General features: G+C 60.0%; 11 protein-coding genes. 3 read left to right on the forward strand and 8 right to left on the reverse strand.

Annotated features, from left to right (window positions below):
* Nucleotides 1–673: 673 nt before the first annotated feature.
* The 3 genes from UB48_RS24350 to UB48_RS24360 form a co-directional block, all read right to left on the reverse strand.
* Complete coding sequence (locus tag UB48_RS24350) at nt 674–3,100, reverse strand: TonB-dependent receptor (RefSeq protein WP_045201529.1); 2,427 nt, start codon at nt 3,098–3,100, stop codon at nt 674–676.
* Between the two features lie 147 nt (nt 3,101–3,247).
* Nucleotides 3,248–4,198, reverse strand: a complete 951-nt coding sequence (locus UB48_RS24355) for a FecR family protein (protein WP_045201530.1) — start codon at nt 4,196–4,198, stop codon at nt 3,248–3,250.
* Nucleotides 4,199–4,269: 71 nt separating this feature from the next.
* Nucleotides 4,270–4,788 (reverse strand): sigma-70 family RNA polymerase sigma factor, encoded by a 519-nt coding sequence (locus UB48_RS24360; protein WP_045201532.1) that lies wholly within the window; start codon nt 4,786–4,788, stop codon nt 4,270–4,272.
* 214 nt (nt 4,789–5,002) lie between these two features.
* Here UB48_RS24360 and UB48_RS24365 point away from each other — a divergent pair, with 214 nt between their 5' ends.
* Nucleotides 5,003–5,566, forward strand: a complete 564-nt coding sequence (locus UB48_RS24365) for a hypothetical protein (RefSeq protein WP_045201534.1) — start codon at nt 5,003–5,005, stop codon at nt 5,564–5,566.
* A 13-nt stretch (nt 5,567–5,579) separates the two neighbouring features.
* Here UB48_RS24365 and UB48_RS24370 read toward each other — a convergent pair whose 3' ends face one another.
* Together UB48_RS24370 and UB48_RS24375 are read right to left on the reverse strand one after the other, a co-directional pair.
* A complete protein-coding gene (locus UB48_RS24370) occupies nt 5,580–6,113 on the reverse strand; it encodes an OmpA family protein (RefSeq protein ID WP_052676571.1) in 534 nt (177 codons plus the stop codon).
* A gap of 30 nt (nt 6,114–6,143) precedes the next feature.
* Nucleotides 6,144–7,301, reverse strand: a complete 1,158-nt coding sequence (locus tag UB48_RS24375) for a serine hydrolase (protein WP_045201536.1) — start codon at nt 7,299–7,301, stop codon at nt 6,144–6,146.
* 175 nt (nt 7,302–7,476) lie between these two features.
* Here UB48_RS24375 and UB48_RS24380 point away from each other — a divergent pair, with 175 nt between their 5' ends.
* Nucleotides 7,477–8,388 carry a LysR family transcriptional regulator gene (locus UB48_RS24380; protein WP_045201538.1) on the forward strand — a complete coding sequence of 304 codons (912 nt, stop codon included), beginning with the start codon at nt 7,477–7,479 and terminating at the stop codon, nt 8,386–8,388.
* On the opposite strand, the gene UB48_RS24385 is transcribed toward UB48_RS24380, so the two are convergent.
* The 3 genes from UB48_RS24385 to UB48_RS24395 all read right to left on the reverse strand — a co-directional run bounded on the left by UB48_RS24385 (nt 8,355) and on the right by UB48_RS24395 (nt 12,303).
* On the reverse strand, nt 8,355–9,857 hold the full coding sequence (locus tag UB48_RS24385) for an amino acid racemase (RefSeq protein WP_045201540.1): 1,503 nt from the start codon (nt 9,855–9,857) through the stop codon (nt 8,355–8,357). The genes UB48_RS24380 and UB48_RS24385 overlap by 34 nt on opposite strands.
* A 31-nt stretch (nt 9,858–9,888) precedes the next feature.
* On the reverse strand, nt 9,889–11,202 hold the full coding sequence (locus UB48_RS24390; RefSeq protein WP_045201542.1) for an MFS transporter: 1,314 nt from the start codon (nt 11,200–11,202) through the stop codon (nt 9,889–9,891).
* 177 nt (nt 11,203–11,379) lie between these two features.
* Nucleotides 11,380–12,303: a carbon-nitrogen hydrolase family protein gene (locus tag UB48_RS24395; RefSeq protein ID WP_045201544.1), complete on the reverse strand. Its 924-nt coding sequence runs from the start codon at nt 12,301–12,303 to the stop codon at nt 11,380–11,382.
* Nucleotides 12,304–12,522: 219 nt separating this feature from the next.
* Here UB48_RS24395 and UB48_RS24400 point away from each other — a divergent pair, with 219 nt between their 5' ends.
* Nucleotides 12,523–12,978 (forward strand): multidrug/biocide efflux PACE transporter, encoded by a 456-nt coding sequence (locus tag UB48_RS24400; RefSeq protein WP_156160245.1) that lies wholly within the window; start codon nt 12,523–12,525, stop codon nt 12,976–12,978.
* Nucleotides 12,979–12,994 lie beyond the last annotated feature (16 nt).

Consider the following 12,994-nt stretch of genomic DNA (forward strand, 5'->3'; position numbering starts at 1 on the left):
TGTGATGGATTGGACGCACTAAGCACAAACCGCACTAAAACACTGGCTTGTAGACTCAGCTCAATTTCCTCGTACCATTTCTGTACCACCACACCCTTCGCAAGTGACGTTCCGCAATGTAGAAAGTCCGTCTACATTCGGGGCAGCTAACGGCCCAAAGCGGTCAGTTGTCAGCTCCGATAACTGCCTCAAGTAGCTGGCCTTCGAAGTATTCCGTGTCATCGCGGGGCTCTGTATCCAACCGCCGCCTAGCCTCAGCCAACATTTGAGGAACTGCGATTCGCTGATTCAGAAAAGTAGCGACCATGAGATCTGAAAGCTCTTTAAAGGGCGTGTCCCAGGCATCTCGACAGCGTTGTAGTAACGTTGTCGGCGCCTCTCCTTTCCAAGGGCCAATGATGCTGGTTAGTGTCGTCGGTTGGGCCATTGGCATCTGTTCGTGCTGGTTGGGAAAAGGGATCTTACCGACAGTTCTAACGCAGTGCGAAGCACAGCAATCCGTTGCGACTGAGCGTGATGTTCTTCCAAGCGGCTGCTACAGCCGCTTGAAAATCGGTTTATTGACCGGTGCTCGCGATCATGGGCGGCAAGGCGGCCTTCATCGCAAGACCAGGCCGTTGAAGTGGCAGCCGATGTGATACACACAAAGCCCTCTGCAACGTCCGGCTCGCAACTAGTTCTCGTAGCGTAGGGTGATGGCAACGTTGCGGGGTTCGCCGTAATAGTTTCCGGTGTCTTGACTAAAAATCGCGGTGTAGTACTTCTCGTCGAAAACATTGTTGAGGTTCAATTGAACGCTCAGGTTCTGGTCGATTCGCAAGTTGGCGTTCAGGTCGACAAGGTTGTAGGCACTCTGCGAAATCTCGTTCAGGTACAGCTTGCTCTGATGGTACACGCTGGTCCCCACTCGCCATTGATCCAACTTCCCTGGCAGCTGATAGGTGGTGGCGGCCTTGAACAGTCGCTGTGGCGAATTTTCTGTGCCATAGGCGTCACCCTTGTGGGTACCGGCGATGTATTTTGGATGACTGTAGGTGTAGCCCATCAAGGCATTCCAGCCGGGCATCAACTCGCCTGAAACCTCTGCCTCGAACCCGCGGTTTCGCACTTTCGCACCCTCGGTGTAGCACCGCGAATCACGCGTTGGCCCGCAGACACGTCCAGCATCGGGAACGACCTGCGCAAGGCCTGACTGATCCACCTGGAAGAGCGCCAGGGCGGTATTCAACCTGCCATCGAACAGCTCGTTTTTCACGCCGACTTCGTAGTTACTGCCCGTCGTCGGTTCCAGCAATGTGTTGTCGACGCTGTAGTTGCCCTGCATCTTATAGATCTCGGTATAGCTGGCGTACACCGAGGTGTTGTCATTGACGTCGTAGACGATGCCGCCGTAAGGGATGACCTTGCGATTTTCCTTGAAGCGGTCCGTCTCCCATGGGCCTTGGGTGTCGTAATCGACCCAGCTCAAACGGCTGCCGAGAATGACGTGCAGATCATCGAGCGGATTGAGGCGGGTGGCGGCATATATGCCCTTGTCCTTACGCACATGGCGGCTGGGCGTCAGGCTGCCGACTATGTGCGGTTCAGGGAACTGCGAAGTGTCAAAGTCCAGAATGTCGACAATAGGGTTCACGCTTGATGAGCCTGTCACGTACTGCAACCTGTCGCGCCTCATGTTGGTCCCTATCACCACCTCATGCTTGCCCCCCAGCAGGGTGAATGCGCCGTTAAGCGCCGCGTCGAGATTGATCTGTTCGTCATCGTAACGGGCGCTGTTCGGCCAGTACTGCATCGTCGAATCGGAGTCTTTGCTGTGATACCCAACCTGAGCGAGAAAATCTGCATTGGACCAGATCAGATTGGTGGCGACGGTGAGGTTCCAGTCCTCATTGAAGCTGTGCTTGATATCGGCAAAAACGTTGCGGTTGATCTTGTCCAGGTGGGCCCACTTACCGGCGAACGACTTCGAACGCGAGAAGTTGTAAGAACTGCCATCCAGGTGGGTGGGCAAACCACCCCAGTCGTAGCCGCCGTTGTTGTCCTGCTGGAAAGATGCCCCCACCGCGATCGTGGTCGAATCACTCAAGTCGGCTTCGCCAATGGCGTAGAACAGCTGATTGTCCTTGTCAGCGTAGTCCTGGTAGCTATTTCGACTGTTGTACATCAGGACCGTACGGCCACGCAGGGTGCCCTCTGCGTTCAGGGGGCCGCCAACATCGAGTTGCGTGCGGTAGTTGTCCCACGAGCCAGCACCGAGCTCCGCCTTGAGTTGGTATTCACGCGTCGGTCGCTTGCGCACCATATTTATCGCCGCAGACGGGTTACCTGCCCCTTGCATCAGGCCTGTCGCACCTCGGACAATTTCCACCCGGTCATACATGGCCATGTTGTTCACTGACATGACGTCCATCGAGAAACTTTCCGTGACGCTGCTCGGCAGGCCATCGAACTGCAAGTCGTCGACCTGGAACCCTCGCGAGTAGTAAAGCGCACGCTCTGTGCCGAACCCTTTAACCGTGCTGATGCCTGTCGCTGCCCTTGCAACGTCTTCCAACGACTGCATGTTCTGGTCATCCATCTGTTGCCGAGTGACCACACTGATGGACTGAGGCGTTTCACGCGGCGAAAGCCCCAACCTTGTCGCCGTGTTGGTAAGGCCAGTGGTATAGGCGCCGGTCCCCTCAGTTGTCGAGGCCAGCCTGAGTGCATTCACATCGGTAACGCCCAGCTCCAGCACTGCCGAATCAGTCGATAGCTTGCGCAAGGTCAGCGTCTTGTCATTGACGAACTCATAACCGAAACCACTGCCGCTGAGCAGATGATCGAGCGCCTCATTGACCTTGTAGGGCCCGCTCAACCCAGCGCTGTTCATTCCACTTACCTCGTCGGAATTGAAAATGATGCGCAGGCCGGCTTGATCGGCGAATCGGGTTAGTGCGCTGTCCAGTGGCTGGGCAGCGATATTGAAGAGCTGAGTGACAGCGAAGGCTTCGGAGCCCCTGGCATGAACATCGACCGGTGCCAGCAGTCCGAGCAAGGCAGCCAGTGCCATTGCCTGGCGCAACGAATGCGCACGGGTACGTAAGGAGACATGAAACATGAAAGCAACCTTTCCCTAGAGTTGGCTGCGCGACTTTAATGTGAATGATTCGCGCTTCGTATCTACGACGAAACGACGTGGAGGACCTTGCCAAAGAATTTTCATTTTTTTGCAAGGTGCTCTCCGGGAAGGGATGCTGGCCCTGTATCAGCGCTTGGGCCGCACCAGCGTGAGTAACGGCAACCGAGTGATGCGAAGTGGCTGCGTTTGCTCAAGCGCATTGAGCGCAGCGTGTGGATCCTCCACTTCGAATGTGCCGCTGATACGCCGTGCCGCCAGCGTTTCATCCGTCAGGTAGAGGACGCCTGGGATGTACCGGTCGAGTTCGGCGAGCACCTCACCCAGCGGCCGCGCATTGAAAATCAATTTGCCTCGCTGCCAGGTGGCGACATCCTGCACATCGACTTCCACCGCCATCTGCGGCGCCAGACCCTGGCGATAGGCCGTGGATTGCCCTGCGGGCAGACGCAGGGTCTCCCCGCCCGAACTGAGCTGGACTATCCCTTCGCTCACCTGGACGGTGACTTTGTCGCCGCGCTGATCCACATCGAAACGTGTGCCGATTGCCTGCACATCACCTTGAGCGGCGTGAACGATGAAAGGCCGCGATGAATCCTTGGCAACTTCGAAGAGTGCTTCCCCTTGATACAGCGTGATGCCACGTTGGTTATGGCTGTAATTCACCGACAGCACGGTGTCACCATTCATCCACAGCCGACTGCCGTCTTCAAGGCGCAATTCCCGTCGCTCGCCAGGGTCTGTCACATGATCGGCATAGAGCGCTGACCAGGGGCGTTGCAGCGCTGCACTGAACACCACTATTGCAACACAAGCAGCCATGCCGGCTGCCCATAAAGCGCGTACAGGTTTACGACGTTTCTCGGGGGGCGGAGCAACGAATTGTCGGGCTTTTTGTGTGAGCGGGAACGCGCCCCACAATGCCTCGGCCCTGCTTGCGGCGTGAGCATGGAACGCAGAGCGCTGGCACCAGTTGTCATAGGCCAGGTGATCGGCTGTAGTAGCCCGACCTGAGTGCAGATGCACCAGCATCTCGATGGCCTGGTCTTCCAGATCGGAAGGATCAACACTGTCGGTCATGGGTTCTTCAAGCTTGGAAGTGTGAAGAGGCGTCCGAGTCTGGGGGGGCACGTTCATATAAGGCAAGCGGTTCATCTCCACTGCGTCCGGCTCAGCGAGTCGCGACAATGACGTACAGCTTGAACAATGTACTTCCCCACGGTGCTTTCGGAAACGCCGAGTCTTATGGCGATCTGCGCATGGGTCAGCCCCTCGAGACGGTTGAGCAGTAGCGCCAACCTTGCGTTGGTTGGCAACTTGTCCATGGCGATATCGAGCTGTGCCAAAGCCTCATCTGTGATCAGAGCAGTCTCTGGTGAAGGGCGTGGATCGCATACCTCCAGGGCCTGTGATTCATCGGCATGCAAGGCATTGAGTCGCCCCTCCCGACGCATACGATCAATGGCCAGGTTGCCAGCTATGCGGAACAGAAACGCGCGAGGCTCCTGTATCGGTTCGCCCGCCGGCAGGTTAACCAAACGCAGATAGGTATCCTGGGCCACATCGGCAGCTTGCTCAACGTTACCCAACCGCCGAGCCAGGAACGCCAACAGTTCCGCGTAGTGCTCATGGAAGTTGGTTAGCAGATCAGAGGTGCCAATGCGTGACATGCTCAGCCCTATTTCGGTGAACCGGCCCCGCCGGAGAGCGGCGAATACTACATTAACTGAGAAGCATTATTAAATGGATTAAGAACAGCGGCCCCGTTTTGCAGCGGAGTTCGGCGCAGACACGTCGGTGATTGAAGCCGACAGTCAAACCCAGCCTTAAGGCAATGGCGTCAATTTGATATCATGGCGGTCAGTCGAAGCAAGGAACTGCTCCATGATCTCACGCGCAAAAAAAATCCTCTGCCTGCCTGGCATTCTGCTGCTGGCGGCGGTTTCCTCCCAGGCTGTCGCTGGGCACTTCGTCATTGACATGCAAACCGATGAAGGTCGCAAGCTGGCGAAAACCATCGGCACCGATAAGTACCGCTACGCCTTGTTCAACGAGTTCAGCAAGGACGCGCCGTACAGTGCGATTGCGCTGAGCAACTCGGAGGGTTTCAAGGACGGCGTTGTCGTTTACAACGCTGTCATCAATGCCACGGAACAGGGCGCAAAAATGATCTTCACGCAGTTTGTCGACTGCGGGAAGCTGCAGACCAATGAGGGCTTTATTGAAGTCAACGATCAGCCGATCAAGGTGCTGCATGAGTGCCGCGAGGAAAAACCAGGCACCAAGGTGTCGATCTTCCTGCCGGTCTCCGATGCCGCGCAGCACTATATCTACAACGCCTTCGCCAAGGATGTCCCGGTGAAGGTCAGGATGGATAAACACCCCGTGGTGTTTCCAACCGACGGTTTCCTTGAGGCCTGGAGCGTGAGAAACAAGAAGGCGCTTTGAACTCAAACCCTGCTCACTGTTGCTCAAACTCATAGCCCAAACTGTGCCCATGGCTGACCCACTCCACCACGCCCCGGCGGTTGAGCTTCAAGTCGTCCTTGCCACTGCCCTCGCGCACCGGTGAATGCTCGCCATAGGCGTGAACATTCACCTGCTCGTACAAGGCGCCGTACTTGACCAGGTAATAGGCAATCATCGCGGCACGCGCCTGGGCCAGGACGAAGTTCTGCTCGGGCGAGCCGATGTCATCGGTATGGCCCTCGACAAAGACTTCGGCCTCGGGATGGCTCACCAGGTAGTTGGCCACATAGGCAAGCCTGGCCTGATAAGGCGGCTCGATCGCCGAGCTGTCGGTGTCGAAATACACCACCAGGCCGCCGGCCACATCGGGCTCATCCGACAGCGCTTGCAGGGCGCGCTGGTTGTTGGCATCGGCCTCGGCCGCCGAGACGAACAGCGAGTGTTCGCTGGTGCTTGCAGGGTTGCTGCAGCCTGTCGCCGTCAATACCAACAGCACGGGCAGGAAGCAGCGCAGATAACGGTTCATAGGCCCCTCTTCTCGTCTACAGGATCGCAACTAGCCCGCGCACAACAGGCACACGCCCAGGCATTGGTACACCTTGAGCAACAGGTAGTCCCAGGCCCGGCTGAACCAGCCGCCCTCTTCCACGCTTTCCATCACCACCAGCGGCTTGCTGGCGACGTGTTTTGAGCCCACCTGGAAGTTGACCACGCCTACCACCTGGCCCGCCTGCAACGGCGCGTGAAGTTCGGCGGTGTCGACGATGGCGCTGGCCTGCACCTCGGCCGAGTGCCCGTAGGGCACGCTGATGGTCGCTTGCGCGCCGGCATTGAGCTTGACGGTGCGGGTCTGGCCAAACCACACGCGCTTGCTCATGAACACTTCGTCGGCCTGGATCGGCGTCACCGTCTCGAATGCGCGAAAGCCCCACTTGAGCAGTTTTTCCGACTCCTGAAAGCGCAGCCGATCGGACTTGGCGCCCATCACCACGGCAATCAGGCGGCGCCCGTCACGTTGCGCCGAGGTGACCAGGCTGTAGCCGCCTGCGCTGGAGTTGCCGGTCTTTAAACCGTCGACATCCAGGCTGGTACTCCACAACAGGCGGTTGCGGTTGTATTGCTGAACGTTGTTGAAGGCGAAGGCTTTTTGTTTGTACAGGGCGTACTGCGCCGGCAACTCGGCAATCAGCGCACGGCTGAGTATCGCCATGTCGCGGGCACTGCTGTATTGCCCTTCGGCGGCCAGGCCATGGACGGTCTTGAATTGGCTATTGGTCAGGCCAAGTTTGCCGGCCTGTTCATTCATCAGGTCGACAAAGGCGTGTTCGCTGCCGGCAATGTAAGTGGCCAGGGCAATGCAGGCGTCATTGCCAGACTGCACCACAACCCCGGCATTGAGGTCTTGTACCGAGACCCGGTCGCCGGGCTTGAGAAACATCAACGAAGAACCCTGCAAGTGCGGATTGCCTGCGGCCCAGGCATCGTGCTCGATGGTCACCCGGTCACTGGCGCTGAGTGCGCCGGACTGCAGAGCCTCGCCGATCACATAACTGCTCATGATCTTCACCAGGCTGGCAGGGTCGATGCGCGCATCGGCATTGCCCTGGGCCAGAACTTCGCCACTTTCATAGTCCATCAACATCCACGATTCGGCGGCGACGCCCGGTGCCGCAACAAGGTCTGCAGCACTTACCGTAAAAGACCCACTGGCCACTAACCACGGTGCAAGTAATACACACAACAACCCCTTAACTACTGCTGAACCTTTCATACGCTCCCAAACTCGACTGCCCAACTCATCAGCCACTGCAAATACGCTGATGAAGTATTTGTTCGCGGATTGTGCGTAGGCCTATACTATAAATCAATCAACTATCAAGATATCTGATATGCATAGCATTGATATCGACTCTGTCGACTTGAACTTACTGCGAGTGTTTGTCGCCCTGATCGAAGAAGGCGGTGCCAGTCGCGCGGCGCTGCGCCTGGGGGTGACCCAGCCTGCGGTCAGTGCGGCCCTTGCGCGGCTGCGGGAAATTTACGCCGACCCGTTGTTCGAACGCACCGGCCGTGGCCTGCGCCCGACCCTGCGCGCCAACGAGCTGGCGCCGCTGATTGGCGAGGCCCTCAATCGCTGCCGGCAAGCCTTTGCGTTGTCGGTCGCCGGCAAAGACATCAAGGGCCGGACCATCACCATCGGCCTCTCCGACGACAGCGAAATCGCCCTGGGGCAAAGCCTGGTGGCGCTGATCGATGAACAACTGCACGGCCTGCGCATTCTGTTCCGCCAGACCCACAGCGGCCTGGTGCAGGACATGCTCATGCATCATCAGATCGATATCGCCGTGTCTGCCGGCGGGCTGTCGTCGCCGCTGATTGCCCGCCACCGCCTGGGCCGCGGCAACTACCTGTGCATCGCCGATGCTGACAACAGCATCCCCAGCAGCGCCGAAGACTACGCCCAGAGGCCGCACCTGCTGGTGTCGTCGGGCGGTTTTGTCGGTATCGTCGACGAGGGGCTGAATGCGGCCGGCTACAAGCGCAGCATCCGCGCCTCGACCTCGCACTTTGCCGCAGTGCCGTTTCTGCTGGTGGGCTCGAAGCTGATCACCACGGTGCCCACCCACGCCGCCCGGGCCATGGAACGGGTCAGCACCCTGCAGACCTTTCCCTGCCCGGTGCCGCTGCCCTCCTACGACCTGGAAATCGGCACGCGGGTGGGCAGCAAGCACGACAGCACGCTGCAAACGGTCAAGTCGCTGATCATTCAACTGGTGGACAACACCTTCTGCCTGTCCTGAGGGCGGGCATCGAGCGCCAGTTGCACGCACGCGCGGGCCAGTACCGTGGTCGGGTCGACCACCGCCACCCGGTGCCGGCCCAGGCCCATGGCCGGCGCCGGGCTGAGCACCAGCGGCAGCTCAGTGCAGCCCAGAATCAACACCCCGGCACCCAGCTCGCACAGGTGCTCGGCGACCACCAGCAACTGCTCCTTGCAGATGCCCTCGGTAAACCCGGCCTTGATCCCGCGCGCGCCGTAAATGGCCTCCATCACCAGCGCCTGGTATTCGTGCCCCGGGGTGATCAGCTGCAAGCCGGCCGCCCGCGCGGCCTCATGATAGACAGCGCTTTGCAACGTGCCCGAGGTGGCCAGCAGCCCCACTGGCGTGCTCGCGCCATGCTGCTCGACGATGCAGGCGATGGTCTCGTCGAGCATGTTGACGATCGGCACCTCAAGGTGCGGCTGGATACGCGCTACGAACGCATGAGCGGTGTTGCACGGGATGGCGATGGCATCGGCACCGGCGTCCGCCAGGCGCAGGCAGGTGGCGTAGAGGGCAATGGTCGGATCGGTTTCAGCCCTGAGCAGGTTCGCGGTGCGGTCGGGAATCTGCGGGTTGTGCTCGACCACCATTTTGATGTGGTCCTGATCCTTGCCGGCAGGCGTGTTGGCCACGACCTTATCCATGAAGTCCACCGTTGCCGCCGGCCCCACGCCGCCGACGACGCCGAGCTTGAACGGCGCCTCGGCGCGCCGGTAGTGCTCGCTGGCGGCGAAGTCGGCATAGATCGCATTGCTGTCGAGCATGGCAATGCCGCTACGCTGCAAGGCCGCGCAGACCAGGGCCAGTTCGGTCATGCCCGGTACGATGACGGCCGCACCCTGCGCCTGCAGCGCGCCAGCCAGGCGCTGTACGGCCTCGAGCGGCGCGCCGTCGAGCCCGCCGTGCTTGATGCCAGCCTCGCCGTACACCGCCGCCATCAAGGCTGCCTGCTCGGCCGCCGGCGGGTAGCTGAGGCGGTAGTCGCCGCCCAGGTAGCGCTCGAACAGCCCGGACCCGCGAACCACATCCGAGGCCAGCACGCCGAGCACCGTCCCCGGCGCATACCGGCCGGCAATGTGCTGCTTGAGCGCCGCCATCATGTCGAGAATACGCAGGCTCAGTTGCTCCTGGATCTCGCCAAGGAAGGTATGGCTGGCGAAGCACGGCAGCATCACCGTCTCGATACCGCGGGCCTCGAACGCCTTGCACAGTTCATAGACATAGAACTTGCGCGAGGCGACGCTGGCCCCGGCGTATAGGGGCAACGCGGCGTCGCTGAAAGCCTGCTGCTCCAGCAGCAGGTGGCAGTTGAACTGCTCGGCCAGCACCTGGCGCGAGCGGGTCAGCTTGTAGAACAGGTCTGCCCCGGCCAGCGCCCCCAAGCCGCCGATCACGCCGATTTTGCGTACCGCGACAGCTTCATCCGATTGCACTTTTGTCTTCATTGCCTTGACCTGTTGGTGGCTTGCGTCGGGTTCACAGTGATTCGCAGACTTCACCCTGCACCGCCAACGTTGGGCTCTCTTTGATAAGCCGGGCCGGCAGCGCCAGGATCAGCGCGCCAGCGCCGACCACCAGCAAGCCGGCGAACAGGTACAGGCCGATATCCAGGCTGCCGGTGCTGGCCTTGACCAGCCCCAGCACCGTTGGGCTGGTGAAGCCGCCAAACAGCGCCAGGGAGTTGATCAGGGCAATGCCGCCGGCAGCTGATTCACTGCCCAGGTAACGGGTGGGGATGGTCCAGAACAACGGCATCGAGGCATACAGCCCGACCGCCGCCACGCTCAGGGTCACCAGGCCCAGCACCAGGTTGCCCGGCACCAGGGTGCAGGCGATCAACGCGCAGGCGGCCACTAGCATGCAGCTTGCCAGGTGCCAGCGGCGCTCGCCGACGGCATCGGAATGCCTGCCGATGACGATCATGCCCACGGCGCTGGCGATGTAGGGCACCGCCGTCAGCAGGCCAATATGGAAAGGGTCGTCGACGCCGTAGCTTTTGATCATCCCCGGCAGCCAGAAACCGAGAATGTAGAGCCCGGCCATTACCGAGAAATACACCAGCGCCAGGGCATAGATGCGCGGGTCGCGCACCACCGCACCGAGTGCGTGGCTTGTGCTGCCGGTGGGCGTGCCAACCTCTGCGGCGATGCGCTGGCGCTCTTCGCGGCTCAGCCACGTTGCCTGCTCGGGCCGGTCGATCAGCAGGAAGCCAGCCAGAATACCGAGGATGACCGCCGGCGCCCCTTCGAGCAGGAACATCCACTGCCAGCCGTGCAAATCATGCACGCCTTCCATGGCGCGAATGATCCAGCCTGACAGCGGCCCGCCGAGAATGCCGGCGATGGCAATGGCCGACATGAACACGGCGATCACGCTGCCGCGCATGCGCACCGGAAACCAGTAGGTCAGGTAAAGGATGATGCCCGGGAAGAACCCGGCTTCGAACACCCCGAGGAAAAACCGCGCCAGGTAGAACTGCAAAGGCGTCTGCACAAACATCATGCAAGACGACACCAGCCCCCAGGAAATCATGATGCGCATGATGGTCTTGCGCGCACCGATGCGGGTCAGCAGCAGGTTGCTGGGCACTTCAAACAGCACATAACCGAGGAAAAACACCCCGGCGCCGAGCCCGTAGACCGCATCGCTGAAGTTCAGGTCCTGCTGCATGCGCAACGCGGCGAAACCGATATTGACCCGGTCCAGGTAAGAAACGATGTAGCTGACAAACAGCAGCGGCAATATCTTCCAGGCGATCTTGCGGTACAGCAGGTGCGAACCAGTATTCATTTCTGACAAGCCTCTAGTATTTTTCTTATTGGTGTAGGGCAACGCAAAGCGCAGAAACTTCAAAGCAACGATCAACCGCAGAGCGTGTCGGAGTCGACAGGCACCTGGCCTCAGGACGAAGCCAGGTGTACAGCAACATCAGGGCAACCGGCGCACGCGCGCCCTGCCCACTTCGGGTTATTGCTGGAACTTCACCGAGCTTTTCGCCCGTTCATCAACCAGCAAGGTGAAGACATCCGGGCGCGAATAGTGGCCGACCACATCAAAGTCATACCGCGCTTTGACCAGCTCGGCCGAATCGATCTGCGCCACCAGCAAACCGGGGCCGTGCTTCAATGGCCCGGCAATCACCTCGCCCATGGGGCCGATGATCACGCTGTTGCCCTGCATCAGCGGTCGGTCGTCATCCCAGTGCGGCAGGCTGGTGCCCAGGTCGCGTGGCGACGGCTGGTACTGGCAGGCGCTGACCAGAAAACAGCGCCCTTCGTGGGCGATATGGCGCATGGAGATTTGCCAGTTGTCGCGCTCGTCCACCGTCGGCGCGCACCACACCTCGATGCCTTTGGCGTACATCGCCGTGCGCAGCAGCGGCATGTGGTTTTCCCAGCAGATTGCCGCGCCGATCTTGCCCACCGGGGTATCGATCACCGGCAAGGTCGAGCCGTCGCCCTGGCCCCAGATCAGCCGTTCGCTGCCGGTCGGCATGAGCTTGCGGTGGTTGGCCACCAGGCCCTGCTCCGGCGAGAAGAACAGCGCCGAACAGAACAACGAGCTGCCACTGCGCTCGATGACACCGACCACCAGGTGCGCGCCGGTACGTTGCGCGAGGGCTGCGAGTTCGGCGGTTTCGGCGCCCGGCACATCGATGGCATTGGCAAAATAGCGCTCAAAGGCCTCGCGGCCTTCCGGCAGGCGATAGCCCATGTAGGTGCCGAAGATTTCGCCTTTCGGGTAGCCGCCCAACAGGGCTTCGGGCATGACCACCAGCTGGGCGCCAGCGGCCTTTATTTCAGCCTCGTAGGCAAGAATCGCCTCCAGGGTTGGTTGTTTGCCGTCGGGGTGCGAACCCAGTTGCAGTGCTGCCACAGTAGAGAGGGTCATGGGTCGTTATTCTTGGGTGATGGAGGGTGTGTGCATGCTCCTCTGGGCGTTGATATCGAGCAATCCGTCAATACTTAAATCTGATATCAACTGTACTGATATCAGCACTTGAGCCAGGCAACCCAATCAATCCATCGCTTTTAGCGATGGAACCTATTTTTCAAATAAGCAAAAAAGCGATGACAATAGCTTCACCGAAACACACCTTCAGGTGACGTCATGAAACTGCAAGCCTCCCAGAAATCCTTTGCTGAACGCATCGTCCACGCCGTCGGCTTCGAACTGATCGCCGTGCTGATCTGCGCGCCGATCGGCGCCTGGCTGCTGAACCGCTCGATGCTGGAAATGGGCGCGCTGGCGGTGATGCTGTCGACCGTGGCGATGATCTGGAACATGCTCTACAACGCGGCGTTCGACCGTCTCTGGCCGGTCAGCCGGGTCGCGCGTACGGTCAAGGTCCGTGCCCTTCACGCCGGCGGCTTTGAAACTGGCTTTGTGCTGATCGGCGTGCCGATCGCAGCGCTGATGCTCGACGTGTCGCTGGTGCAGGCGTTCTTGCTGGAGATCGGTTTCTTCGCCTTCATGCTGCCCTACACCATGGCCTACAACTGGGCCTACGACCTGCTGCGCCAGCGCCTGCTGAGCGCACCGGCAAGCGTAGTGCGGGTGCAATAATCGCGTGAGTAACGCC

The sequence above is a fragment of the Pseudomonas sp. 2(2015) genome (assembly GCF_000955865.1).
In the GTDB taxonomy this organism is placed as follows: Bacteria; Pseudomonadota; Gammaproteobacteria; order Pseudomonadales; family Pseudomonadaceae; genus Aquipseudomonas.

Coding starts and splice junctions, on each gene's coding strand:
- UB48_RS24350 (WP_045201529.1), bottom strand. CDS start 3,100: ATGTTTCATGTCTCCTTACGTACCCGTGCGCATTCGTTGCGCCAGGCA.
- UB48_RS24355 (WP_045201530.1), bottom strand. CDS start 4,198: ATGACCGACAGTGTTGATCCTTCCGATCTGGAAGACCAGGCCATCGAG.
- UB48_RS24360 (WP_045201532.1), bottom strand. CDS start 4,788: ATGTCACGCATTGGCACCTCTGATCTGCTAACCAACTTCCATGAGCAC.
- UB48_RS24365 (WP_045201534.1), top strand. CDS start 5,003: ATGATCTCACGCGCAAAAAAAATCCTCTGCCTGCCTGGCATTCTGCTG.
- UB48_RS24370 (WP_052676571.1), bottom strand. CDS start 6,113: ATGAACCGTTATCTGCGCTGCTTCCTGCCCGTGCTGTTGGTATTGACG.
- UB48_RS24380 (WP_045201538.1), top strand. CDS start 7,477: ATGCATAGCATTGATATCGACTCTGTCGACTTGAACTTACTGCGAGTG.
- UB48_RS24385 (WP_045201540.1), bottom strand. CDS start 9,857: ATGAAGACAAAAGTGCAATCGGATGAAGCTGTCGCGGTACGCAAAATC.
- UB48_RS24390 (WP_045201542.1), bottom strand. CDS start 11,202: ATGAATACTGGTTCGCACCTGCTGTACCGCAAGATCGCCTGGAAGATA.
- UB48_RS24395 (WP_045201544.1), bottom strand. CDS start 12,303: ATGACCCTCTCTACTGTGGCAGCACTGCAACTGGGTTCGCACCCCGAC.
- UB48_RS24400 (WP_156160245.1), top strand. CDS start 12,523: ATGAAACTGCAAGCCTCCCAGAAATCCTTTGCTGAACGCATCGTCCAC.